Source organism: Streptomyces sp. NPDC050549 (assembly GCF_040655035.1).
GTDB lineage: Bacteria > Actinomycetota > Actinomycetes > Streptomycetales > Streptomycetaceae > Streptomyces.
In genome coordinates this window covers 23,385-48,731 of sequence record NZ_JBFAJD010000044.1, presented here as the reverse complement: position 1 = coordinate 48,731, position 25,347 = coordinate 23,385, and the positions used below count along the sequence as shown (strand labels likewise).

Here is a 25,347-nt window from a genome sequence, read left to right as displayed (position 1 = left end):
GATGGCATCGGCAGCGGCGGAGGCCCCCCAGGCCTCCGTCCCTCCCCGCAACCGCAAGAGCGTGACCGGCACCCGCAGGACCGTGGCAGTGCTGTTCCTGCTGCCCGCCCTGGTGCTGCTGGGCGCGCTCGTGGTCTACCCGATCGGGTACTCGCTGGTCCGCAGCTTCGGCAACCAGGCCGGCGACGGTTTCGCCGGATTCGACAACTACAAGGCCCTGTTCACCGACGACGGCATCCGCACCGCCCTGAAGAACAACATCATCTGGGTGATCTTCGCGCCGACTGTCGCCACCGCCCTCGGTCTGATCTTCGCGGTGCTGACCGAACGGGTGCGCTGGGGAACGGCGTTCAAGCTGGTCGTCTTCATGCCGATGGCGATCTCGATGCTCGCCGCCGGCATCATCTTCCGGCTCGTCTACGACCAGGACCCGCACAAGGGCGTCGCCAACGCGGTGTGGGTCGGCATCCACGACACGTTCGTCTCGTCGTCGGCGTTCCCCAACGCCCACCCGGGCCGCCAGTCCCCGCTGAAGGCGGACCACGGTGGCTTCATCACCAGTACGACGGTCCACACCGGCCGGACCGTCACGCTCCCGCTGGTCGGCGTCGCCCCCGACCAGATGCCCGACAGCGCGAAGAAGGCCGTGGCGGCCGGGCCCGAGCCGGGGAAGATCACCGGCACGACCTGGCAGGACTTCACCCGCGGCAAGGGCGTCGGCAAGCTCGGCGCGGTCGACCCGTCCGAGCTCGGCTACGGCGGGATGCGCATCGAGGCCGTCAAGGACGGCAAGGTGGTCGCCTCGACGAAGGCCGCGGGCGACGGCACCTTCACACTGCCCGCGAGCGCCGACGGGTCCCAACTCCGGCTCCCGGCAAGCAACTTCAAGCAGCCGTACAACGGCGTCGAGTGGCTGGGCCCGTCGCTGGTCACGCCGGCCATCATCGGGTCGTACGTGTGGATGTGGGCCGGGTTCGCGATGGTGCTGATCGCGGCCGGACTCGCGGGTGTGCCAAGGGAGTTGCTGGAGGCGGCGCGGGTCGACGGCGCCAATGAGTGGCAGGTGTTCCGGCGGGTCACGGTGCCGCTCCTCGCACCGGTGCTCGCGGTCGTCGTCGTCACGTTGATGATCAATGTGCTGAAGATCTTCGACCTGGTCTTCATCATCGCCCCGGGCTCCTCGCAGGACGACGCCAACGTGCTCGCCCTTGAGCTGTACCGAAAGGGCTTCTCGGAGGGCCAGCCGGGGATCGCCAGCGCGATTTCGGTGTTCCTGCTCCTGCTGGTGATTCCGGTGATGCTGTTCAACGTTCGCCGGCTCAGGCGGGAGGTGCGGCGATGACGACAGATGCCGGAACTCTGGGAAAGACAGGGCCTGTTGAGGTCGTCAAGGCGCGGGAGTCGCTCGGTGGGCGGCTCGCGGCGGCGGCGAGCGGCGGGCTGGTCCGGGTGTTCCTGATCCTCGTCGGCCTGTTCTGGCTGGTGCCGACGATCGGGCTGTTGCTGTCCTCGCTGCGCAGCCCGGAGGACATGAACGCGAGCGGCTGGTGGAAGGTATTCAGCCAGCCCTCCCAACTCACCTTCCACAGCTACAAGACGCTCCTGGAGAACAGCGACATCACCAGCTCGCTGTGGAACACCGTCCTGATCACCGTCCCGGCGACGATCCTGGTCGTGGTGATCGGCGCGCTCGCGGGCTATGCGTTCGCGTGGATGGAGTTCCCGGGCCGCGACTGGTGGTTCCTGGGCGTGGTCAGCCTGTTGGTCGTGCCGGTGCAGGTGGCGCTGATCCCGATCGCCGAACTCTTCGGAAAGATCGGCCTGTTCGGGACCATCTTCGGGGTGATCCTGTTCCATGTGGGCTACGGTCTGCCGTTCGCGGTGTTCCTGCTGCGGAACTTCTTCGCGGAGATCCCGCGCGAGTTGCTGGAGGCGGCCCGGCTGGACGGAGCCGGTGAACTACGCCTGTTCGCCCGGGTCGTGATGCCGCTCGGCGGGCCCGCGATCGCGAGCCTGGGCATCTTCCAGTTCCTGTGGGTGTGGAACGACATGCTGGTCGCGCTGGTTTTCACCAAGTCCAGCACCCAGCCGATCACGGTCGCACTGCAGACCCAGGTACGCCAGTTCGGCAACAACATCGACGTGCTGGCACCCGGCGCGTTCATCTCCATGGTGATCCCGCTGGCCGTGTTCTTCGCGTTCCAGCGGCAGTTCGTGTCCGGCGTCATGGCGGGCGCGGTCAAATAGCTATAAACCGCACATAGTTCAAGGGGTGGGCCGTCACCGGCCCGCCCCTTCGCGTTCACCGCGCGTCCCCCGTATGCCGTACACGGCGTAACCAAGTCACTCCATCGGCCGTTCCCGGGCAGAACGCCCGCGCCGACCGACCCATGGATGTCCCTTGCCCAGGTTCAGTGTCATTGTCCCCGCGTACAAGGTCCAGGCGTACCTGCACGAATGCCTGGAATCGGTGCTCTCCCAGTCGTATCCCGATCTGGAGCTGATCGCGGTCGACGACTGCTCGCCGGACGCCTGCGGCGCGATCATCGACGAGTTCGCGGCCCGAGACGCCCGCGTACGCGCCCTCCACCTCCCCGAGAACCAGGGCCTCGGCCGCGCCCGCAACGCGGGCCTGGAACAGGCGACCGGCGACTATCTGGTCTTCCTCGACAGCGACGACACGCTCACGCCCGACGCGCTGCGGTCGATCGCCGACCGCGTCAAGGAGACCGGCGAACCCGACGTCCTCGTCTTCGACTACGCCCGCACCTACTGGTCCGGGGAGGCCCAACGCAACAAGGTCGCCGCCCAGTTGACCGAACAGGGCCCGGCCCCCTTCCGGCTGGAGGACCGCCCCGGCCTGCTTCGCGTCATCATGGTCGCCTGGAACAAGGCGTACCGCCGGGAGTTCGTCGAGCGCGAGGGCTTCGCCTTCCCGCCCGGCTACTACGAGGACACCCCGTGGACCTACCCGGTGCTGATGGCGGCGGAGACGATCGCGACCCTCGACCGGGTCTGCGTCCACTACCGCCAGCGCCGCCAGGGCAACATCCTCGGCACCACCAGCCGTAAGCACTTCGACGTCTTCGACCAGTACGACCGGGTCTTCGCGTTCGTCGACGCGCGCCCCGAACTCGCCCAGTGGCGGCCGGTGTTGTTCCGCCGCATGGTCGACCATCTGGCGACGGTGTTCACCAAGCCGGACCGGCTGCCGCGCGGCACCCGCGCCGAGTTCCTGCGCAAAGCCCGTGCCCACTACCGCCGTTACCGCATCCCGGGCACCTCGGTCCCGCTGCGTACCCGGATGCGGCACACGTTCGTGCACTTCGGCGTGCACCGCACGTTCCGGGCCGTGCAGAAGGCGATGAGCTGGCGGCGGCGGGCGGTGAAACTCACCGCCAAGCTGATGCGCAACCTCAAAGCGGCGGTGCTCCAGCTCCACTACCACGTCCAACTCCGGCTCCCGCTACGGGATCGCGCGGTGTTCGCCGCCTACTGGGGGCGCGGCCACAGCTGCAACCCGGGCGCGCTGGAGACCGCGTTCCGCACCCACGCCCCGCACATCCGCACCGCGTGGATCGCCCGCCCCGAGCACCACCACACGATCCCGGCCGCCACCCGCAGGCTGCGCCCGAACACGGTCGCCTACTGGACCGCGCTCGCCCGCTCCAAGTACCTGGTGAACAACGTCAACTTCGACCGCCGGCTGGTCAAGCGCCCCGGCCAGGTGCTGATCCAGACCCAGCACGGCACCCCGCTCAAGCACATGGGCCTCGACCTCCAGGAACGCCCGGCCGCCGCACGGGACATGGACTTCGGCGAACTCCTCAAGGGCGTCGACAAGTGGGACCACGTCCTGTCCCCCAACCGCCACACCACCCTGACCTGGGAGCGGGTCTACCCCGGCAGCTACACCACGCTCGCCTACGGCTATCCCCGCAACGACGTGTTCCAGCAGGCGACTTCGGCCGACGTGCACCGCCTGCGCGAGTCGCTCGGCATCCCGCAGGACGCGATCGCGCTCCTCTACGCGCCGACCCACCGCGACTACCGCCGCGTCCAGCGCGCCCACCTCGACCTCGACCGCGTACTGCGCCGCCTCGGCCCGCGCTTCGTCGTGCTGGCCCGCGCCCACTACTGGCACGAGGGCCCCCTCGCCCCCGCGTCCGGCCGGATCATCGACGTCACCGACCACCCCAGCGTCGAATCGCTCTGCCTGGCCTCGGACGCGCTGGTCACCGACTACTCGTCCCTGATGTTCGACTACGCCAACCTCGACCGCCCGATCGTCATCCACGCCGACGACTGGGAGGCCTACGAGGCGGCCCGCGGCACCTACTTCGACCTGCGCGCCTTCCCGCCGGGCGCGGTCGCGCGCAGCGAGGACGAGCTGATCGACATCTTCGCGACCGACCACTGGCGCGGCTCCCGCTCGACCCAGCTGCGCACCGCGTTCCGCGAGCGCTTCTGCCCCTACGACGACGGCCGCGCCGCCGAACGGGTCGTACGCCACGTGGTGTTGGGCGAGAGAGACCTCCCGCCGGTCGTCCCGCTCGCCGACCGCCACCCGGTCCCGTCGGCCGCCGCGAGCCTCACACGCTCCCCACTCGCCACCGTGCCGCAGCCCACGGCCTCCCAGCCCGTCACCGACCGCCTCTGAACGCCGTTCCCACACAGGGAGTTCGCATGCCGTCAAGTCCCTCGCGCCCCACACCGACGCGGCCGTCCACCTGGCGTCCGACCGGGCGCCCCGGCCGCGCGCACTGACCCGGAACCTCCCCTCCGGCCCACTGGAGAAAGAACAGAATGCCCCGCTTCAGCATCATCGTCCCGTCCCACGGGGTCGCCGGCCGGCTCTCCCAGGCCCTGGACTCGGTCCTTGCGCAGTCCTACGGCGACTTCGAGCTGATCCCGGTCTGCGACGCCCCCGGCTCCCCGGCCGCCGACGTCGCCGACACCCACGCCGGACGGGACTCCCGGGTGGCCTCGGTGCACTCACCACCCTCGGCGGGCCTGAGCGGGGCACGCAACACCGGCCTGCGGGCGGCGACCGGCGCCCACGTCCTGTTCCTGGACGGCGACGACACCCTCGCCCCGGGCGCGCTGGCCGCGCTGGACGCCCGCCTCACGGAGACCGGTGACGTCGACGTCCTGTACTTCGAGCACGAGCGCACCCCGTGGTGGGAGGGCGAGCCCACCAACCCGGCAGCCCCGCTTCTGGCGAAGACCCCGGCCGGCGCCTTCCCCCCGTCCCAGCCACCGCAGTTGACGGGCGTTCAGCTCCCGGCCTGGAGCGCCGCCTACCGCCGCGCCTTCCTCACCGACCACCAGCTCACGTTCCCCGAGGGCCCGTTCACCGATCTCGGCTGGGGCGGGCTGGTCACCCTCGCCGCCGAGCGGGTGGCGGTGCTGCGCTCGGTGGTCGTACGGCATCTGCTGCGGCGACAGGGCAGCCGGCTCAACCTGCCGGGCGCGCACCACCACCAACTCCTCGACCAGGTCGACATGGTGCTGACGCGTGCCGCCGGGAGCGAGCTGTCCGGCGCCCTGTTCGAGCAGCTCTTCGCGGTGGTGCTGAAGACGGCCTCCCGGCCCGAACGCCTCCCTTCCGGACACCGCGCCTTCTTCCGGCGGGCCGGGCGGCTGTACCGCTCGCACCGGCCCGCCGGTTTCCACGCGCCCGGCGGGAGTGTGGGAGTTCAGCACCGGCTGCTGGCGTCGGGCGCGTACTCGGCGTTCCGGGCGCTGCGCGGCGTCAACCGGTCGGCCTCGGAGGCGGCCGAGCGGGTCCCGCGCCCCCGGATGCTCCGCACCCGCCTGCGCTACGCGCGCGACCTGCGCCGCCCGCTCGACCCCAACCTGGCCGTCTACTGCGCCTATTGGGGCCGGGGCTACGCGTGCAGCCCGGCCGCGATCCACGCCAAGGCCGCTGAACTCGCCCCGCACATCCGCTCGGTGTTCCTCGTCGAGCCGGACGCGGTGAACGCCGTACCGAAGGGTGTCGAGCACGCCGTCATCGGCAGCCGGAAGTACTGGGAGGTGCTGGCGCGGGCCAAGTACCTGGTGAACAACGCCAACTTCGCGGAGGGCGTCGTCAAGCGGCGCGGCAGCGTGCATGTGCAGACGCAGCACGGGACCCCGCTGAAGAAGATGGGCGTCGACCAGTCGACGTACCCGGTGGTGGCCGCGGCGACCGGCAGCTTCGCCAAGTTGCTGGGCCGGGTGGACCGTTGGGACTACAACATCTCCTCCAACCGGCACTCCACGCAGATGTGGGAGCGCGCCTTCCCGGGCTCCTACGAGGCGCTGGAGTACGGCTATCCGCGCAACGACGTCTACTACACGGCGACCGCCGACGATGTGGCCCGCATCCGGAGGGAGTTGGGTGTCCCGGAGGGCAAGACGGCCGTCCTGTACGCGCCCACCCACCGCGACTACCGGGCCGGCTTCGACACCGGGCTCGACCTGGAGGCCTTCTGCGCGGCGGCCGGTGAGGACGTGGTCGTGCTGCTGCGCGCCCACTACTTCTACGACCAGGGACGCGCCAGGAGCAGCGGCCGGATCATCGACGTGACCGGGCACCGCTCCTCCGAGGACGTGTGCCTGGCCGCCGACGCGCTGGTCACGGACTACTCGTCGATCATGTTCGACTACGCCAACCTCGACCGGCCGATCGTCGTGTACGCCGACGACTGGGAGGTCTACCGGGAGACGCGGGGCGTCTACTTCGACCTCATGGAGGCCCCGCCGGGCCCGGTGACCCGCACGCCCGAGGAACTGGCCCAGGTGTTCCGCGAGCGCTCGTACGCGAACAGGGCGTCCACCGCCCTGCGGGCCGAATTCCGGTCCCGTTTCTGCGAGTTCGACGACGGACTGGCCGCCGAGCGGGTCGTACGCCGGGTGTTCCTCGGTGAGCCGCCGGAGGCGGTCCCGCCCGTGATCCCGCTCGCGGAGCGCGTCCCGGCCCCCGCCGCCACCCTCGTAAGGAGCTGAACCCGAAGTGCCCCGCTTCAGCGTCATCGTCCCCGTCTTCAAGGTGCAGGGCTTTCTGCGCGAGTGCCTCGACTCGGTCCTGGAGCAGTCCTACCGGGACATCGAGGTGATCGCCGTGAACGACTGCTCGCCGGACGGCTGCGGCGCGATCCTCGACGAGTACGCGGCCCGCGACCCACGCGTACAGGTGCTGCACCTGCCTCAGAACGTCGGCCTCGGCCGCGCCCGCAACGCCGGAATGCCCCTGGCCACCGGCGACTTCCTGTTCTTCCTCGACAGCGACGACACCCTCACCCCGGGCGCCCTGCGCGCGATGGCCGACCGGCTCGACGCGAGCGGCGACCCGGACGTCCTGGTCTTCGACTACGCGCGCACCTACTGGTGGGGCGGCACCCGGCGCAACGTCCTCGCGCACGTCCTGACCGAGGTCGACGACACCTTCACGGTCGCCGAACACCCGGAGATCCTCGACCTGTTGATGGTCGTGTGGAACAAGGTGTACCGCCGGGAGTTCGTGCACAAGCACGCCTTCGAGTTCCCGCCGGGCTACTACGAGGACACGCCCTGGACGTTCCCGGTGCTGCTCAGCGCCGAGCGGATCGCCACCCTCGACCGGATCTGCCTCAACTACCGGCAGCGGCGGCAGGGCAACATCCTCTCCACCACCAGCCGCAAGCACTTCGACATCCACGACCAGTACGAGCGGGTCTTCGCGTTCGTCGACTCCCGCCCGGAGCTGGCGAGTTGGCGCCCCTGGCTGCACCGCAAGATGGGCGAGCACTGTCTCGACATCCTCGGCAAGCCGGACCGCCTGCCCCCGTCCGACAAGGCCGAGTTCTTCCGCCGTACGGCCGAGCTGTTCGCCAAGCACAGGCCGGCGGGCGGGACGGTGGACCCCGAAGTCCGTGTCCTGGAGGGCAGTTACGCGCTGTACCAGGTCAAGCGGCAGACGGGGCGGGCCGCCCGGCAGCTCGAACGGCGGGCGATGCAGGCACGCAAGTCGGCGGCCGGACGGGTCAAGGGCGGCCTTGCGGCGCTGCACGCCCGCCGGTCCCTCGACCCCAACCTCGTCGTGTACTCGGCCTTCTCGCACCGCGGGGTCCTCGGCGATCCGGCCGCCGTCTACTACAAGGCGAAGGAGATCGCACCGCAGCTCCGGGGCGTGTGGGTCGTACAGGACGCGGAGCAGGCCGCGCTGCTCCCGCCGGACGTCGAGCACGTCCTGCTGAACACCCCGCGCTTTCACCAAGTCACCGCACGGGCCAAGTACTTCGTGAACAACGTCAACTGGCCCGGCACCCTCACAAAGCGCCCCGGCAGCGTCCACATCCACACCCACCAGGGCACCCCGCTCAAGTACATGGCGGCCGACCTGCTGGACAAGCCCGGTGCCCGCTACGGCGTCGACGTCCCGCAGATGCTGCGCCGCGCCGACCGCTGGGACCACAGCCTGGTCGCCAACCGGCACTCGGAGCTGGTGTGGGAGCGGGCGTACCCGTGCCACTTCGCGTCGGCGCGGACGGGCAGCCCGCGCAACGACGTCCTCGTCGGCGCAACACCGTTAGCGGGGGCGGCAGTTCGGGAGCGGCTCGGTATTCCCGCCGGCCACACCGTCGTGCTGTACGCGCCGACCCGCCGCGAGTACGTCCGGAGCGGCCACGTCGACCGGCTCGACCTGGCCCGGTTCGCGGAGGATCTCGGCCCGGAACACACCCTCGTCGTACGTCTGCATCCGTCGTTGTCGACCGGTCCCGCGCGGGGCATGGGTCTCGCGGATCTGCACCGGCGGGGTGTGCTGGTCGACGCGACCGACGAACCCTCCGTGGAAGACGTCATGGTGGCGTCCGACGCACTGGTCACCGACTACTCGGCCCTGATGTTCGACTACGCCAACCTCGACCGCCCGATCGTCATCCACGCCGACGACCGGGAGGCGTACGCGGCGAGCCGGGGCACCTACTTCGACGTCACCGCCGCACCACCCGGCCATGTGTCCGGTTCCTACCGGGAGTTGGCGTGGCTGTTCGCCTCAGGTGCCTGGCGGGACGAGGACTCGACGCGGCTGCGGGCCGAATTCCGGTCGCGCTACTGCGAGTTCGACGACGGGAACGCCGCCGAGAGGGTCGTACGGACACTGCTGCTGGGTGAGGACGACTGGCGGCCGCCGGCCGGATCCGTCACGCGCGTGCCCTCCCCCGCCGCCGGTCACGACCAGTTGGCGTCCTCATGAGGCCCCGCACGTGGGTGCTGGTGCTGGCCGCCGTGTTCGCGGTGCTCCAACTCGCCAATGTCACCGGCCGGGACACCCCCGACACCAAGAACTACCTGTCGTACGCGCTGAGTCTGAGCGGTGCGAGCAAGCACGAGGCGGCGACCGTCGCCATCGACTACTACTGCGCGAGCAGGGGGGACACCGCGCGGCGCGACCAGAGCGTGAACGTGCTGAACTTCCACGGCAAGGACCCGGCCGCGCGGGTCGCGAAGAAGTGCCGGGCCGCCCAATGGCGGGTGGTCGACGCGCAGTTGCGGGCCGGGAACAGCGGCGGGTTCATCACGCCGTTCATGCCCGAGCGATTCATGCGGATCTTCGAAGTACGGCCCGGGTACCCGGTGTTCCTGGTCCCGTTCGTCACGCTGCTCGGGCCGGTGTGGGGGCTGTGGACGTCGAGCGTCGTCCTCACGATCGCGGGCGGGATCCTCGTGTTCCTGATCCTGCGCACGCTGTCCGTGTCGGTCCCGCTCGCGCTGACCGGGCAGGCCCTCTACTACGTCCTGCCGTGCGGGACGACCGCGATGCGCCCCATGACCGAGGGCCTGATGACGGCCCTGACTCTGGCAGCGGTGTGGGGCTGCGCGCTGGTGTCGACGGGACGCCGTACGCGCGCCGGACTCGCCCTGGTCGGCGGCTCCTTGCTCCTGCTCTTCACGGTCAAGCACTCGCAGGCCCTGTTCCTCGGACTGTGCCTGGCCGGTGCGGGCGCGCTGATCGCCGTACGGCAGCGGCAGCGGGCGTGGGTGGTGGTCGCGGCACTCGGCGCGGCGGCGGCAGTAGGAACCCTGCTGCTGGCGGGACTCCTGCACTACCCCTCGCAGACCGACAGCCTCCAGGATCTGCTGACCGATCACTACGCGCTGCCCGACCGCACCCGGCTGTACCCCGAATTCCTGCACCTGGAAGCGAACTTCTGGCTGGAGTGGACGCGGCAGCAGCTGTGGCAGCCGGTGCTCGCGGCGGCGCTCGGCGCCGGTGTGTGGGGTGCCGCGCGGCGGCCGGTGTTCGGGGCGTTCCTGATCGGAGCCGCGTTCACCGGGATCCTCACGCAGGCCGCGCACCCGGACATCAGTGTGTGGGGCGGACGGCTGATCGTGCTGGTGTGGCTGCTGCCGGTGGTGGGGGTGCCGTTGTTGCTGGAGAGCGTGGTGCGGGGCACGGCGGTCGTCGCGGTGCCGGTGCAGGCGCACGGGCAGCAGGCTCAGCCGGTCCGGTGACGCGGTCGACCCCGGCGACGAGGTGATCAGCGCTCGTCGCCGGGGTCGTAGAAGCGTCGTACTCGATATGACTACTCGATGACGAGGTCGACCTCGATGTTGCCGCGGGTGGCGTTCGAGTAGGGGCAGACCTGGTGGGCGGTCTCGACCAGCTTGCGGCCGGTCGCCTCGTCCACCGTGTCGGGGAGCTCGACGCGCAGCGTCACCTTGAGGCCGAAGCCCTCGCCCTGCTTGCCTATGCCGACCTCGGCGGTCACGGCGGCGTCGGTGACGTCGACCTTCGACTGCCGGCCGACGAGGCCGAGGGCGCTGCCGAAACAGGCGGCGTAACCGGCGGCGAACAGCTGCTCAGGGTTGGTGCCCTGGCCATTGCCGCCCATTTCGACCGGAATGCCGAGCTGAAGGTCGATCTTGCCGTCGTTGCTGACCGCGCGGCCGTCACGGCCGTGGGTGGCGGTGGCTACGGCGGTGTAGATCGCGTCCATGGAAAACCATCCCTCTCGGAAATCTTTACGAGGCGTTCGGCCCAGGTGTCCGGGCCCCCTCACGACGGCAAGTAGAGCACACAATTCAATTGCACACAACTAAATGGCTCGCTAGCGCTATCCTGGAAGCATGACCACCACTCCCGCCGACACGCCCACCAGCGACTGGCTCCGCCTGGACCAGCAGATCTGCTTCTCCCTGAACGCCGCGTCACGCGCCTTCGGCGGCGTCTACCGCGTGCTCCTCAAGGATCTCGGGCTCACCTACCCGCAGTACCTGGTGATGCTGGTGCTGTGGGAGCACGGCGAGCTGCCCGTCAAGAAGCTCGGCGAACACCTGCGACTCGACTCCGGCACCCTGTCCCCGCTGCTCAAGCGGCTGGAGACGGCCGGCCTGGTACGGCGTGAGCGCAGCGCCCGCGACGAGCGCTCGGTGGAGGTACGGCTCACGGACGAGGGTGTCGCCCTGCGCGAACGCGCCCTCGACGTGCCGCGCCGCATCCTCGGCGCGACCGGCTTCGACGTCGACGAGATCCGCGCACTGCGCGCCCGCCTCGACGAACTCACCGACGCGCTGGACTCGGCGGCGCTGGAGCAGGCGTGACCATGTCCTGCGGGGGCGTTCGGCGGATGTAGAGGGCCAGCTTCACGCGGCCGCTCACGTACTGCCGCCGGCGCGCGAACTCCCCGTCCACGACGTCGAGTTTGACCCGGTCGACCGGGTCGCCCGGCACCCAGCGGGACGGCAGCAGATTCGACTGCGCGACGATCCACACCCGGTCCACACCGGCGAGCCTGGCCTCCAGCTCCCCCGGCGCCACCTCACGCCCGCTCAGCGTCCCGGACCTCGCCCCCGACTCCGCCAGCGCCAGATCCCGCACCCCGGCGAACGGCCCCGGATACGCCAGCGCCGTCACCCGCCAGAACGACGGCAGGAAGAGAACCGGGTCGCCGGGGCTCAGTTCGTGACCGGCCAGAGCGGAGACCTCGGCGAGGTTCTCTGGGCGGTGGGCCGCCAGGCGGTCGTTGCGGTAGGCGGGGAGGCCGTGGAGGAAGGGCACGGATACGGCCAGCACGCCGGCGAGGGCGATGAGACGGGTACGGGCAGGCCGTTTCGGGGGGCGCGGTGTGGGACTCTGTGGGGGGCTCGCGGCTCCCGTCGTGCGGTCGATTCCGGTCAGCGGTGGGTGAGTTGCGGCTCCGGGGTGGTGACCGCCCGGGGCCAGGGCGCCGACCAACTGGGGGCGGCGTTCGGCCACGGCCACCCGGCCCGCCCCGTGGGCGACTTCCGGACGCAGGAGACTGCCCAGCCACAGCCGCCCCACCACCCCCACCAGCCAGTCCGCCCCCGCCGCCACCAGCAACGGCGCCCCGGCCAGCGCGTACAGCACATACCGCTCATGGAACAGCGGCCGGAACTGCGAGACCGTCAGCAGGATCACCGGCGGCACCACCAGCAACGGCAGCGCGACCGACGCGAGCCGTCCCGCGCCGAGTCCCAGCAGGATCAGCAGGACCGAGGTCCAGAAGACGACTCCGGTCGGGGCGACGGCGAGGAAACCCCGGGCCAGCCGCTCGGTCGTGTCCCGGTCCGGCACCCGCAGCCACGCCACCTGCCCCGACTGCCGCTGGGACACCCACACCAAGGGCAGCAGGATGCCCACCGCCGCACCAGCCGCACGCCCCCAGCCGGCCCACACCGCCCTGGGCACCCGCGCCGCCCCCAGGGTCAACGCGTGCGCGCAGAGCACCAGTACGGCGAACTCGTGCAGCAGGAAGGTCACGGCGAGGACAGTGCCGTAGGGCCACCAGGACCGCCCTTCCAACGCCCGTACGAGGAGCAGCGTCGCCCCGGCGACCCCGGCCGCGACGATGGCGTACGACCGGCCCTCCTGCGCGTAGTGGCCGATCAGCGGGGTGATCGCGTAGAGCAGGCCGGCCCAGAGGCCGACCCGGGGGCGGGCCAGCCGTACGCCGAGGGCCGCGACCAGGCCCGCCGTCGCCGCCGCGCCGCACACCGACGGCAGGCGGAGGGCGACCTCGCCGGGGCGGACGGCGAGGACGGCGTGCATGAGCAGGTAGTAGAGGCCGTGCACCGCGTCGACGCCGTGCAGCAGCCGCCAGATCTGCGGCACCGTGCGCCGCGCCACCAGGAATGTGACACCCTCGTCACCCCACATACCGCCGCGGTCGAGCCCCCACAGCCCCAGCGCGAGCATGACGGCCACCGGCACGGCGACGGCCACGACCTCCGCACGTGTCCGTCGCCCGCGCCCGTGCCCGTACTCACCCTCAGCTTGGCTGTCCACCTGGCTGATTTTGTACCGTTAGCAAGCTCTTACCGACGATTGACGGTGTATTAGCATTCCTGCGGCATTCACCCGGCTTACGATCCGCTGTGATGAACGCCGTCCGCAGACACCGCCTCCCCGCCCTCACGCTCGCCTGGCTCGCCACCCGCGCGGGAATGCTGCTCCTCCTCGCGCACAACGGCCTGCCCCTGCTCGGCCGGGGCGCCGTCGCCCGGGAGGTGTGGCGCCTCTACTACCACTGGTACGGGGTCCTGTCCCAGGGCGCGTTCCCGGCCAACGACCACCTGTGGCAGTACCCGCCGGGGGCAGGACCGATCCTGTTGGCCCCGTCGCTGCTGCCGGGTCTGACGTACTTCCAGGCGTTCGTCGCCTTCACCCTCGCCACCGACGCGGTGATCACCGCGGTCCTGGCCCGCGCGGGCACCCGCCCCGGCCACAGCCTGCGCGGCGCCGCCTACTGGATCGTCTGCCTTCCCCTCCTCCTGCACATGCCGCTCGTCCGCTACGACGTGCAGGTCACGGCGTTCGCCGTCATCTCCCTGTTGACGTTGTCGCGCTCCACGCGCGCGTGCGGCGCGTTCGCGGCACTGGGCGCACTGGTGAAGGTGTGGCCGGCGCTGGTGCTGCTGGGGGTGCCGAGGGGGCGGGCAACACGGTCGGTGTGGTCGTGGGCGGTGGGGACGGGGGTCTTGTCGCTCATGATGCTCGTAGCCTTGTTCAACAATCCCTTCGCCTTCTTGCGCCAACAGGGCGGCAGAGGCGTACAGATCGAGTCACTGGGCGGCACGCTTCTCGGCCTGGCGACCCACGTCGGCTGGCCGGGGCGGGCGCGCTACCAGTACGGCGCGATGGAGTTCACGGGACCGCACGTCGCCGCCGTCGCCGACGCCTCCCTCGCCCTCACGGCGGTCGCCTTCGGATTCCTGCTGCTGTGGCGGATCCGGGCCCGCCGCTGGACCGACGCGACCCCCTACGACGCCGCGCTGAGCGCCGTCCTGCTGTTCACCGTGACCAGCCGGGTGATCAGCCCCCAGTACATGATCTGGCTGCTCGGCCTGGCCGCCGTCTGCCTGACCTCCCGGCACACCGTGCAGCGCCCGGTGGCCGCGCTGATCGTCGCGGCGACCGCGATCAGCTCCGTCGAGTTCCCCGCCCTGTACGGCGACGTCATTCACAGCACGTGGACGGGCTGCGCCCTGATGGTCGTACGCAACGGTCTGCTGGCCGCCGCGGCCGTTCTCTCCTTCGTCCGTCTGTGGCGGTCGTCGAGGGCGGTTCCGGCGACGCCGCACGCGCGCGTGCGGCCCTCCGGCCCGCACGGGGAGTCCCAGCAGTTGACCGCGGCACACTCCGGCGCCTGATTGACTGAGGCCCGGGGAGCGTGAGGGACGCGCCTCCACTGATCGAGTGACGGAGGGGACGGCCGCACATGACCTGGCTGATCACCGGCGGAGCCGGCTACATCGGGGCGCACGTCGTGAGGGCGATGACCGAGGCGGGCGAACAGACCGTCGTCTACGACGACCTGTCCACCGGCATCGCCGCGCGCGTGCCCGACGGCGTGCCCCTGGTGCAGGGTTCGGTCCTGGACGCGGAACTCGTGGCCCGCACCCTCGCCGACCAGGACGTCACCGGAGTCGTCCATCTGGCGGCGAAGAAGCAGATCGGCGAGTCGGTCGACCAGCCGCTGCGCTACTACCGGGAGAACGTCGAGGGCCTGCGCGTCCTCCTGGAGGCGGTGACCACGGCCGGTGTCCCGTCCTTCGTGTTCTCGTCCTCGGCGGCCGTCTACGGCATGCCGGACGTGGAGGTGGTCACCGAGGAGACGCCGTGCGTGCCCATGTCGCCGTACGGCGAGACGAAGCTGGCGGGTGAGTGGCTGGTCCGCTCGACGGGCCGGGCGACCGGTCTGTCCACGGCCTCACTGCGCTACTTCAACGTGGCCGGAGCCGCGAGCCCCGAACTCGCGGACACGGGCGTCTTCAACCTCGTCCCCATGGTCTTCGAGAAACTGACCGAGGACGCGCCCCCGCGCATCTTCGGCGACGACTACGCCACCCCGGACGGCACCTGCGTCCGTGACTACATCCACGTCGTCGACCTGGCCGAGGCCCACGTCGCCGCGGCCCGCGCCCTCCAGGCCTCCCCCGGCCGCGCCCTCACCCTCAACATCGGCCGCGGGGAAGGCGTTTCGGTCCGCGAGATGATCGACCGCATCAACGCGATCACCGGCTACGACCGACCCCCGACCGTCCACCCCCGCCGTCCCGGCGACCCGGCCCGCGTCGTCGCCTCGGCCGACCGCATCACCACCGAACTGGGCTGGAAGGCCAAGCACGACGTCCAGGACATGATCACGTCGGCGTGGGAGGGGTGGGTACGGCTGCATCCGGGGGCCGCGCGGGCCTGATGGGCAGTTCCTCCAGGGCGGAGCGCGCCGTGGGCGCCGTCCTCAGCTCCGCCGTGGGCGACGCGCTGGGCGCGCCCTTCGAGTTCGGGCCCGAGGGCGTCTTCTCCGCCCGCTTTCCGGCACCCGGTCACGGCGGCGAGATGTGCGGGGGCGGGGGCTGGGACCCGGGCGAGGCCACCGACGACACACAGATGGCCGTACTGGTCGCGGAGTCGCTGCTGGAGTGCGACGGGCTCCGGCTCCCGGACATGTTCGGGCGGTTCCGGCGATGGGCGGCGGCCGACCCGAAGGACATCGGCCTGCAGACCGAGGCCGTGCTGGGCAGCGGCGACCCCTGGGACCTGGCCGCCGCCCTGCACTTCCAGACCAGCCAACGGGGCGCCGGGAACGGCGCGTTGATGCGCGCAGCCCCGTCGGCCGTCCGCTTCTCCCGCGCGGGACGCGACGCCACGATGGACGCCGCCCGCCGCATCTCCGCCCTCACCCACGGAGACCGCGCGGCCTGGGAAGGCACCGCCGCCCTCCACGAGTTGATACGCGTCGCGCTGGAGGACCGCGACCCGCTCGACGCCGTCGAGGAGACCCTCGGGCACGTGCACCCCGACCACCGGGAGCGGTATGCCGTCGTCCTCGCGCCCGGCTGGCACCCCGGCCTGGCAACGGAGTTCAACGGTGCCGTCTGGCCCTGTCTCGGCTCCGCCCTCTGGGCCGTACGCACCACGTCCTCGTACGAGGAGGCGCTGCGCGCCGCGATCGACCTCGGCGGCGACACGGACACCGTCGCCGCCGTGACGGGCGGGCTCGCCGGGGCGGTGTACGGGAGCGCGGCGATCCCTGAGCACTGGAGCGAGGCCCTGCACGTACCGTTGCCGGGGTTCGGCGGGCGGGTGCTGCGGGCGGCCGAACTCGGCGAACTGGCGCGGCGGTTGGACCGACCGGAAGGCTGACTCGCCGGGTCGGTCGAGCTCTACAGCGCCTTCAGTCCCGCCGTCGTGGCCCGGGCCAGCGACCCCAGGTATCCCTTCGGCAGCTTCGGGCTGCGGATCACCACGGCACGCCAGTACAGGGGGCCGGAGATCAGGTCCAGAGCCAGGTCCTCGTCCATGCCGGAGCGGATCTCACCGCGGTGTTCCGCTGCCGCGAGGATCTTGCTGGCCACGCCCTCCTGACCCTCGCGCAACGCCTTCTGCATGGCGTCGGCGATCTCCGGGTTCCGGGCCGCCTCGGCCTGCAGGTCGGGGATGATCTGCGAGGCCACCGGGTGACGCAGGGCCCGCGACGTCACCTCGTACAGCATCCGGAGGTCACCCTCCAGCGAACCGGTGTCCGGTGTCGGCAGCCCCATCACCGCGATCGCCGACACGACGTCGAGCACCAGGTGCAGCTTCGAACGCCAGCGGCGGTACACCGCCGTCTTGCCCACCCCGGCGCGGCGCGCGATCCCCTCGATCGACATCCGGGCATACCCGACCGCCGCCAACTCCTCGAAGACCGCCGCCCGGATGGCTTCGGTCACATCCTCGCGGAGTACGGCCGCCCCGGCGGGGGTCCGGCGGCGCTGACGTGTCTTGGGCTCGTCGGCGTTCGTCGTCATAGCTCAAGCATAGGGGCGTTGCGACGAAACGGTTGCGTTCCGACGCGGGTGGGGCGCGTCGCGACGAAACGGGCGACCCCGACGACCCGATCACGTCCGTCACGACGAAACGGTTGCGTTCCGACGCCGAATCGGCCTACGCTCACGTTGCGACGATACGGTCCCGTCCCGACGTAAGGGAACGTAAAGAGAAGCGTAAGGAAACGCCGGGCAACGGAACACGGCAGCCGGACGCGCGCACCCCCTCCCCCCGAGCGAAAGCAGCGGATGTGAGCCAGGTCCTCCACACACCGCCCCATTCGCCGGCCCCGGCCGACGAAGACGACCTCGCGGCGCTCGCCGCCCGCCACGGCCTCACGGTCAGTGGCGCCCGCCCCTCCCTGCCCGAGTACGTCCGGCAGCTGTGGGAGCGACGCCACTTCATCACCGCGTTCGCCACCGCCAAGCTGACCGCGCAGTACAGCCAGGCGAAGCTGGGTCAGATCTGGCAGGTGATGACACCGCTGTTGAACGCGGCGGTGTACTACTTCATCTTCGGTGTGCTGCTGGGCACCAAGAAGCACGTGCCCGACTACATCCCGTTCCTGGTGACGGGCGTGTTCATCTGGACGTTCACACAGAGCTCGATCATGGCGGGCACCCGGGCCATCTCCGGCAACCTCGGCCTGGTCCGGGCGCTGCACTTCCCGCGGGCCGCGCTGCCGATCTCGTTCGCGCTGCAGCAGCTCCAGCAGCTCCTGTTCTCGATGGCCGCCCTGGTCGTCATCCTGATCTGCTTCGGCGTGCCGATCAGCTTCTCCTGGCTGCTGGCGATCCCGGCGCTGATCCTGCAGTTCACGTTCAACGCGGGTGTCTCGATGGTCATGGCGCGGATGGGCGCGAAGACACCGGACATCGCCCAGCTGATGCCGTTCATCCTGCGCACCTGGATGTACCTCTCCGGCGTCATGTGGAGCATCTCCAAGCTGACCAAGGGCGACAACCTGCCGCACGCGGTGACGATCGCCCTGGAGACCAACCCGGCGGCGGTCTACATCGACCTCATGCGCTACGCCCTGATCGACAGCTTCCACTCCAGCCAGCTCCCCCCGCACGTGTGGGCTGCGGCGACGGGCTGGGCACTGGTCGCCGGCGTCGGCGGCTTCATCTACTTCTGGAAGGCTGAGGAGACGTACGGCCGTGGCTGAGCAGACCATCGAGTACCACACCGAGCGGACCCCCGTGGCCGCCGACAGCACCATCCCGACCGTCGTCTGCGACGGCGTCGACATCATCTACCGGGTCAACGGAACCGGCGCCGGACGCGGCTCCGCGACCGCCGCCCTCAACCGCATGCTGCGCCGCGAGAAGGCCGAGAAGGCGGCGGGCGTGCGCACGGTGCACGCGGTCAAGAAGGTGTCCTTCGTCGCCTACAAGGGCGAGGCGATCGGGCTCATCGGCACGAACGGCTCCGGCAAGTCGACCCTGCTCAAGGCGGTCGCCGGCCTGCTCCCGGTCGAGAACGGCCGTATCTACACCCACGGCCAGCCCTCACTCCTCGGCGTCAACGCGGCACTGATGGGCGACCTGACCGGCGAGCGCAACGTCTATCTCGGCGGCCTGGCCATGGGCATGTCCCGGGAGCAGGTCAAGGAGCGCTACCAGGGCATCGTCGACTTCTCCGGGATCAACGAGAAGGGCGACTTCATCACGCTCCCCATGCGGACGTACTCCTCCGGCATGGGCGCCCGGCTGCGGTTCTCCATCGCCGCCGCCAAGGACCACGACGTCCTTCTGATCGACGAGGCGCTGGCCACCGGCGACCGGTCGTTCCAGCGGCGTTCGGAGGAGCGGATCCGCGAGCTGCGGCAGCACGCGGGCACGGTCTTCCTGGTCAGCCACAACAACAAGTCGATCCGCGACACCTGCGACCGCGTGCTGTGGCTGGAGCGCGGCGAGCTGCGGATGGACGGGCCGACGGAGGAGGTCCTGGAGGCCTACGAGAACTTCACGGGCGGGGCCGACAAGCCCAAGGAGAAGGCCGCCTAGAAGTCCTTCCGGGCGTCCTCGTCCTGGAACACCCAGGTGCGGTAGACCAGGAAGCGGAACGCCGACGCGAGCACGATCGACAGGGCCTTCACGGCATTCGCCCCGAGCGGACCGTGGAGGCCCAGTCCGTGGTAGCCGACGTAGAAGAGCCAGCTCTCCATGAGGACGCCGATGCCGCTGAAGGCGAAGAACAGCGCGACGCGGCGGGCGCCGGGGGCGTCGCGGTCGCGGTAGGTGTAGTAGCGGAAGCCGAGGTAGTTGGCGCCCATCGCGACGCAGCTGGCCAGGACGGTCGCGAGCATCGCGGGCCAGCGCAGGCCGTGCAGCAGGGCGTTGAAGACCGCGAAGTTGACCAGGACGCCGCTGCCGCCGACGATCCCGAATTTCACGACTTCCAGGACGACCTTCCGCACCGGCCGGACGGGGGCGGCGGTCGCGCGTTCCTCGGTGAGGTTCAGAGTCACATCACCAGGCTTAGCGGGGCTGGGTAAGCGCTCGCCCTGATTACCCCTAAGGCACCCCATGAAAGGCGCCCCGAGCCATTGCGGCCCGGGGCGCCTGTGTCGTCGTAGCGATCGTGGTGACTACGACGCGACGGTCGTAGGGACTACGAATGCGTCCGCAGCAGGGTGCGCATCGTCCGCATCGCCACCGACAGGTTGGCGAGGTCGAACATCTCCGAGCCCTGGATCTCGTCCAGGGTGGTGCGGGCGCGGCCGAGGATCGCGGCGTTCTTCTTCTCCCACGCGGTGAAGCGCTGCTCGGGGGTCGAGGTGCCGTTGCCCGCCGTGAGGATGTCGGCGGTCAGGGCCGCGTGGGCCGCGTACAGGTCCTCGCGGATGGAGGCGCGGGCCATGGACTGCCAGCGGTCCGCGCGGGGCAGCTCGATGATGCGGTCCATGAGCTGGGCGATGTGGAGGCGGTCGGCGAGGTCGTAGTAGACCTCGGCGACGTCCATCGGGTCCTTGCCCGTGCGGTCGGCCACCGAGACGATGTCGAGCGCCGGGAAGGCGGAGGAGAAGCCGGCCACGCGGGTGGCGAGTTCGGCGGGGACGCCGGCGCCGGTCAGCTCGTCGTAGATCTGCTGGTACCACTCCAGGTCCGCGCCGCGCAGCAGCTTGGGCAGCTGGGACCAGACCTGCTCGACGCGCTCGCCGAAGAAGTCGACGGTCTCGGCGAGCTGGAGCGGCTGCGGCCGGTTGTTGAGCAGCCAGCGGGTGCCACGCTCGCACAGACGGCGCGAGTGCAGCCGGATGCGGGTCTGGACGGGTGCCTCGACGGTGTTGTCGAGTGCCTCGACACCGTCCCACACCTCGGCGGCGTGGAAGATCGCGCGGGCCGCGGTCTGCGCCCGGACGATCTCCTCCAGGGAGGCCCCGGTCTCCTCGCGGAGGCGGTGCAGGAAGCTCGTACCGCCGGTGTTGACCGTGTCGTTGACGAGGACCGTGGTGACGATCTCGCGGTGCAGCGCGTGGGTGTCGATCTGCTCGGCGAACTTCTCGCGCAGCGCGGACGGGAAGTAGGCGTGCAGCAGGGTGCGCAGGTAGGGGTCGTCGGGCAGCGTGGTGTGCAGCAGCTCGTCCGAGACCGTGATCTTCGTGTACGCCAGCAGGACTGCCGTCTCGGGACCGGTCAACCCCTGCCCCTGGGCGAGGCGTTCGCGGATCTGGCGGTCGGTGGGCAGGAACTCCAGGGCCCGGTCGAGGTGGCCCTCGCGGACCAGGGTGCGCATGAAGCGCTGCTGGGCGTGGAGCATGTCCTTGGACTGGGCGAGCGCGTTGGCGATCGCGGTGTTCTGCGCGTAGTTGTTGCGCAGGACGAGCGCGCCGACCTCGTCGGTCATCTCGGCGAGGATCTTGTTGCGCTGCTTGACGGTCATGTCGCCGTCGGTGACCAGGCCGTTGAGCAGGATCTTGATGTTCACCTCGTGGTCGGAGGTGTCCACGCCCGCGCTGTTGTCGATCGCGTCCGTGTTGATCTTGCCGCCCTGCTGGGCGAACTCGATCCGGCCGAGCTGGGTCAGGCCCAGGTTGCCGCCCTCGCCGACGACCTTGACGCGCAGATCGGCGCCGTCGACCCGGATCGCGTCGTTGGCCTTGTCACCGACGTCCGCGTGGGACTCGGTGCCGGCCTTGACGTAGGTGCCGATGCCGCCGTTCCACAACAGGTCGACCTGCGACTTGAGGATCGCCTTCATGAGGTCGGCCGGCGTCATCTTGGTGACCTTGCCCTCGATGCCGAGGGCCTCGCGGACGTGGGCGTTGACCGGGATCGCCTTCGCGGTACGCGGGAAGACGCCCCCGCCGGCCGACAGCAGGTCGGTGTTGTAGTCGGCCCAACTGGAGCGCGGCAGCTCGAACATGCGGCGCCGCTCGGCGTACGAGACGGCCGCGTCCGGGGTCGGGTCGAGGAAGATGTGCCGGTGGTCGAAGGCGGCGACCAGGCGGATGTGCTCGCTGAGCAGCATGCCGTTGCCGAACACGTCACCGGACATGTCACCGACACCGACGACCGTGAAGTCCTCGCTCTGGGTGTCGACGCCCAGCTCCCGGAAGTGCCGCTTGACGGACTCCCAGGCACCGCGCGCGGTGATGCCCATCTTCTTGTGGTCGTAGCCCGCGCTGCCGCCGGAGGCGAAGGCGTCACCCAGCCAGAAGTTGTAGCTCTCGGCGACCCCGTTGGCGATGTCCGAGAAGGTCGCGGTGCCCTTGTCGGCGGCGACCACCAGGTAGGTGTCGTCCTCGTCGTGCCGGACGACGTCCGCCGGGGGGACGACCTCGCCGGCCACCAGGTTGTCGGTGATGTCGAGCAGCGCCGAGATGAACATCTTGTAGCTCGCGATGCCCTCGGCCAGCCACGCGTCCCGGTCCACGCTCGGGTCCGGCAGCTGCTTGGCGACGAAGCCGCCCTTGGCGCCGACCGGCACGATGACGGTGTTCTTCACCATCTGCGCCTTGACCAGACCGAGGATCTCCGTCCGGAAGTCCTCGCGCCGGTCCGACCAGCGCAGGCCGCCGCGCGCGACCTTGCCGAAGCGCAGGTGCACGCCCTCGACGCGCGGCGAGTACACCCAGATCTCGTACGCCGGACGCGGCGCGGGCAGGTCCGGGATGGCCTGCGGGTCGAACTTCATCGAGACGTACGCGTGCGCGTGCCCGCCGCGTGCCTCCTGGAAGAAGTTGGTGCGCAGGGTCGCCTTGATGACGGTCAGGAAGGATCGCAGGATGCGGTCCTCGTCGAGGCTCGCCACCTGGTCGAGCGCCGCGTCGACCTCTTCGAGAAGGGCGTCCACGATCTCGCGCCCGGCGCGCTGCCGGTCCGGCGACATCCGCGCCTCGAACAGGGAGACGAGCAGCCGCGTGGTGTGGACATTGTTGCGGAGGGTGTCCTCCATGTAGTCCTGGCTGAAGGTGGACCCGGCCTGCCGCAGGTACTTGGCGTACGCGCGCAGCACCATCGCCTGCCGCCAGTCGATGCCGGCACTCAGCACCAACGCGTTGAAGCCGTCGTTCTCCGCCTGCCCGGTCCAGGTCGCGGCGAACGCCTCCTGGAACCGCTCGCGGCCGTCGTCGCCGAGATAGTCCCCGTTGCCGTTCTGCGACTTGGGCATCCGCAGCCCGAAGTCGTAGATCCACGCCGTCGTACGGTCCGAGCAGCGCAGTTCGTACGGCCGCTCGTCGACGACCTCGACGCCGAGGCGGCTGAGGACCGGCAGGACGGCGGAGAGGGAGACCGACTCGCCCTTGCGGTAGATCTTGAAGCGGCGTTCGTCGGGGGCGGCGCCCACCGGCTCGTAGAGGCTCAGCGCGAAGGCCTGCTCCTCGGTGAGCTGTTCCAGGTGGACCAGGTCGGCGACGGCGGCGCGCGGGTTGTGGTCGGCCTTGTAGCCCTCGGGGAAGGCGTTGCTGTAGCGGCGCAGCAGTTCGGCCGCGCGCTCCTCGCCGCACTCGGCGTTCAGCGCCTCGCCGAAACCGTCGGCCCAGGAGCGGGCGGCCTCGACCAGGCGGGCCTCGATGCGGTCCTTGTCGGCGTCGGACAGCTCGGGCAGTTCGGTGCCCTGCGGGACGCGGACCACGAAATGCAGCCGGGAGAGGATCGACTCGGTGTTCCAGGCGGTGAAGTCGACGCTGGTGCCGTCGAGCTCCTCCTTCAGGATGTCGATGATCCTGAGGCGCACGCCGGTGGTGTAGCGGTCGCGCGGCAGGTAGACGAGGGCCGAGTAGTAGCGGCCGTACTCGTCCTGGCGGAGATACAGACGCAGGCGCCGGCGCTCTTGCAGGTAGAGCACGGACGTGACGATCGAGCGCAGTTCGTCGACCGGGGTCTGGAACAACTCGTCGCGCGGGTACGTCTCCAGGATCTGCAGCAGGTCGCGCCCGTCGTGGCTGTTGGGCGAGAAGCCGGCGCCGTCCAGCACCTCGTCGACCGTGCGCCGGATCACGGGAACCCGGCGGACGGACTCGGTGTAGGCGGCGGAGGAGAACAGGCCCAGGAAGCGGCGCTCGCCGACGACCTCGCCGTTCTCGTCGAACTTCTTCACACCCACGTAGTCGAGGTACGACGGCCGGTGCACCGTGGAGCGGCTGTTGGCCTTCGTCAGGACGAGGAGCTTGTGCTCGCGGGCCTTGGCGCGGGCGTCGGCCGGGAGCCGCTCGAAGGACGGGCTCACCGGGTGGTGGTCCTCGCCGGCGTGGAGCGGGTCGGAGCGCAGGATGCCGAGACCGGTGCCGGGGACCGCGGCCAGCGAGTCGTCCTGGCGGAGCTGATACTCGCGGTAGCCGAGGAAGGTGAAGTGGTCGGCGGCCAGCCAGCGCAGCAGCTCGCGGGCCTCGCCGACCTCGCTGGAGGGCAGGTCGGAGGCGGTCGGCTCGGCGGGCAGCTCGTCGGCCATCCGCAGCGCCAGGTCGCGCATCTTCTCCCAGTCCTCGACGGCCTCGCGGACGTCGGACAGGACGCGCAGCAGGTCGGCGGTGATCTGCTTCAGGTCGGCGCGGTCGGTCTCGCGGTCGATCTGGACGTGGATCCAGGACTCGGTGTGCGCGTCGTGCGCCGGCTCGCCGGTGGGCGGGGTGGTGAGCACCTCGATGAGCTTGCCGGTGAGGTCGCGGCGGACGACGACCTGCGGGTGGATGACGACGTGGATGCCCCTGCCCTGGCGGGTCAGTTCGTTGGTAACGGAGTCGACGAGGAAGGGCATGTCGTCGGTGACGACCTCGACGACGCTGTGGCTGCACGTCCAGCCGTTCTCCTCGACCGTCGGGGTGTGCACCCGCACGTTCGCCGTGCCCTGGGGTCGGGTCTCGGCCAGCCGGTAGTGGGAGTAGGCGGCGCCGAAGACGTCGACCGGGTCGCGGTCGGCGAGGTCCTCCGGGGCGGTGTGCAGGTAGTAGCGCTGGAGGAACGCGAGCACGGTGTCCCGGTCCGGGGTGCTCCCGTCCGTCTTCCCGGTCGGTAGGTGCCCCCCGACCGGGCTGTTCTCAGCTACCCGGGCAGCCCGTTCGAGCAGCTCGGCCTTGGCTTCGTCCAGCTTGGTCTGCATTGTCCTCTGGCTCCTGTCGCGCGCCGTTGCGTGACGTAGAAGGAAGTTCGATGTCTTCCCCTGCGGCTCGACGCCACGGCCCGGGGTGTCCGGTCTGCTCAGACGCTATGCCGCAAGGTGAGATGAGCGGTGGGTTATCAGCCATTTTCGGCACGCCCGAAGGGTGTGACGCTGCTCTCTGCCGCGCCGGTACCCGGAGTGTGCACGGCGTCCTGGGAGCCCTTGGAGCTCCGTCCCGCCCGCGCGGACCTGTGGGACAGGCCCTGGGACCAGCGACCGCCGCCCGGTCACGGATGTCGTCCGTGGTCGCCGGGCGCAGAGCAGGGGCGACGATGCCCCCGCGAAATATCGCGCTGATCACGCCACAAGGCTATCGCTCCTCACCGGGGGCTCGTCATGAGCCGGTTGTGTACAAAACAGAGGGTGGAACTTTGACGTTATGCACAGGGGCGTAGAGAGTGAAATCGTCGTATTCACGGGCAGTCGGGACGGTGGCG

Annotated in this window: 17 protein-coding genes; 12 read left to right on the top strand and 5 right to left on the bottom strand. The window is 70.3% G+C overall.

Translation table 11 applies throughout. The features are described from left to right. The first annotated feature begins 1 nt into the window (after position 1). The 6 genes from AB0I51_RS40500 to AB0I51_RS40475 all read left to right on the top strand — a co-directional run bounded on the left by AB0I51_RS40500 (position 2) and on the right by AB0I51_RS40475 (position 10,482). Positions 2-1,342, top strand: a complete 1,341-nt coding sequence (locus AB0I51_RS40500; RefSeq protein ID WP_362983395.1) for a sugar ABC transporter permease — start codon at positions 2-4, stop codon at positions 1,340-1,342. Next, the gene (locus AB0I51_RS40495) at positions 1,339-2,247 is read left to right on the top strand and encodes a carbohydrate ABC transporter permease (protein WP_019065997.1); all 909 of its coding nucleotides are present in this window, start codon (positions 1,339-1,341) and stop codon (positions 2,245-2,247) included. Before AB0I51_RS40500 ends, AB0I51_RS40495 begins: the two co-directional genes overlap by 4 nt. A gap of 154 nt (positions 2,248-2,401) precedes the next feature. Next, a complete protein-coding gene (locus tag AB0I51_RS40490; protein WP_362983394.1) occupies positions 2,402-4,660 on the top strand; it encodes a bifunctional glycosyltransferase family 2 protein/CDP-glycerol:glycerophosphate glycerophosphotransferase in 2,259 nt (752 codons plus the stop codon). A gap of 146 nt (positions 4,661-4,806) precedes the next feature. Then, the gene (locus AB0I51_RS40485; protein WP_362983393.1) at positions 4,807-6,993 is read left to right on the top strand and encodes a CDP-glycerol glycerophosphotransferase family protein; all 2,187 of its coding nucleotides are present in this window, start codon (positions 4,807-4,809) and stop codon (positions 6,991-6,993) included. A gap of 7 nt (positions 6,994-7,000) precedes the next feature. After that, positions 7,001-9,223: a CDP-glycerol glycerophosphotransferase family protein gene (locus AB0I51_RS40480; RefSeq protein ID WP_362983392.1), complete on the top strand. Its 2,223-nt coding sequence runs from the start codon at positions 7,001-7,003 to the stop codon at positions 9,221-9,223. Next, entirely contained in the window at positions 9,220-10,482 is a 1,263-nt protein-coding gene (locus AB0I51_RS40475; protein WP_362983391.1) for a hypothetical protein, read from the top strand. The genes AB0I51_RS40480 and AB0I51_RS40475 overlap by 4 nt, the downstream gene beginning before the upstream one ends. Positions 10,483-10,553: 71 nt before the next feature. Here the strand turns inward: AB0I51_RS40475 and AB0I51_RS40470 are convergent, their stop codons facing one another. After that, complete coding sequence (locus AB0I51_RS40470) at positions 10,554-10,967, bottom strand: organic hydroperoxide resistance protein (protein ID WP_362983390.1); 414 nt, start codon at positions 10,965-10,967, stop codon at positions 10,554-10,556. Positions 10,968-11,097: 130 nt separating this feature from the next. Between AB0I51_RS40470 and AB0I51_RS40465 the strand changes: the two genes are divergently transcribed. Then, the gene (locus AB0I51_RS40465) at positions 11,098-11,571 is read left to right on the top strand and encodes a MarR family transcriptional regulator (RefSeq protein WP_362983389.1); all 474 of its coding nucleotides are present in this window, start codon (positions 11,098-11,100) and stop codon (positions 11,569-11,571) included. On the opposite strand, the gene AB0I51_RS40460 is transcribed toward AB0I51_RS40465, so the two are convergent. Beyond that, entirely contained in the window at positions 11,531-13,186 is a 1,656-nt protein-coding gene (locus AB0I51_RS40460) for a glycosyltransferase family 39 protein (protein WP_362983416.1), read from the bottom strand. The two genes, AB0I51_RS40465 and AB0I51_RS40460, sit on opposite strands and share 41 nt — an antisense overlap. A gap of 182 nt (positions 13,187-13,368) precedes the next feature. Here AB0I51_RS40460 and AB0I51_RS40455 point away from each other — a divergent pair, with 182 nt between their 5' ends. From AB0I51_RS40455 to AB0I51_RS40445, 3 genes are all read left to right on the top strand, one after another. After that, positions 13,369-14,640 (top strand): glycosyltransferase family 87 protein, encoded by a 1,272-nt coding sequence (locus tag AB0I51_RS40455; RefSeq protein WP_362983388.1) that lies wholly within the window; start codon positions 13,369-13,371, stop codon positions 14,638-14,640. Between the two features lie 68 nt (positions 14,641-14,708). After that, positions 14,709-15,689 carry a UDP-glucose 4-epimerase GalE gene (galE, locus tag AB0I51_RS40450; protein ID WP_362983387.1) on the top strand — a complete coding sequence of 327 codons (981 nt, stop codon included), beginning with the start codon at positions 14,709-14,711 and terminating at the stop codon, positions 15,687-15,689. Further along, a complete protein-coding gene (locus tag AB0I51_RS40445) occupies positions 15,689-16,636 on the top strand; it encodes an ADP-ribosylglycohydrolase family protein (protein WP_362983415.1) in 948 nt (315 codons plus the stop codon). Before galE ends, AB0I51_RS40445 begins: the two co-directional genes overlap by 1 nt. Before the next feature lie 20 nt (positions 16,637-16,656). Here AB0I51_RS40445 and AB0I51_RS40440 read toward each other — a convergent pair whose 3' ends face one another. After that, positions 16,657-17,283: a TetR/AcrR family transcriptional regulator gene (locus AB0I51_RS40440; RefSeq protein WP_362983386.1), complete on the bottom strand. Its 627-nt coding sequence runs from the start codon at positions 17,281-17,283 to the stop codon at positions 16,657-16,659. Between the two features lie 269 nt (positions 17,284-17,552). Between AB0I51_RS40440 and AB0I51_RS40435 the strand changes: the two genes are divergently transcribed. Both AB0I51_RS40435 and AB0I51_RS40430 read left to right on the top strand, forming a co-directional pair. Next, complete coding sequence (locus AB0I51_RS40435) at positions 17,553-18,470, top strand: ABC transporter permease (RefSeq protein ID WP_362983385.1); 918 nt, start codon at positions 17,553-17,555, stop codon at positions 18,468-18,470. Further along, complete coding sequence (locus AB0I51_RS40430; protein ID WP_362983384.1) at positions 18,463-19,311, top strand: ABC transporter ATP-binding protein; 849 nt, start codon at positions 18,463-18,465, stop codon at positions 19,309-19,311. The genes AB0I51_RS40435 and AB0I51_RS40430 overlap by 8 nt, the downstream gene beginning before the upstream one ends. Here the strand turns inward: AB0I51_RS40430 and AB0I51_RS40425 are convergent. Beyond that, on the bottom strand, positions 19,308-19,775 hold the full coding sequence (locus AB0I51_RS40425; protein ID WP_362983383.1) for a GtrA family protein: 468 nt from the start codon (positions 19,773-19,775) through the stop codon (positions 19,308-19,310). The genes AB0I51_RS40430 and AB0I51_RS40425 overlap by 4 nt on opposite strands. A gap of 143 nt (positions 19,776-19,918) precedes the next feature. Next, a complete protein-coding gene (locus tag AB0I51_RS40420; protein WP_362983382.1) occupies positions 19,919-24,850 on the bottom strand; it encodes an NAD-glutamate dehydrogenase in 4,932 nt (1,643 codons plus the stop codon). Positions 24,851-25,347 lie beyond the last annotated feature (497 nt).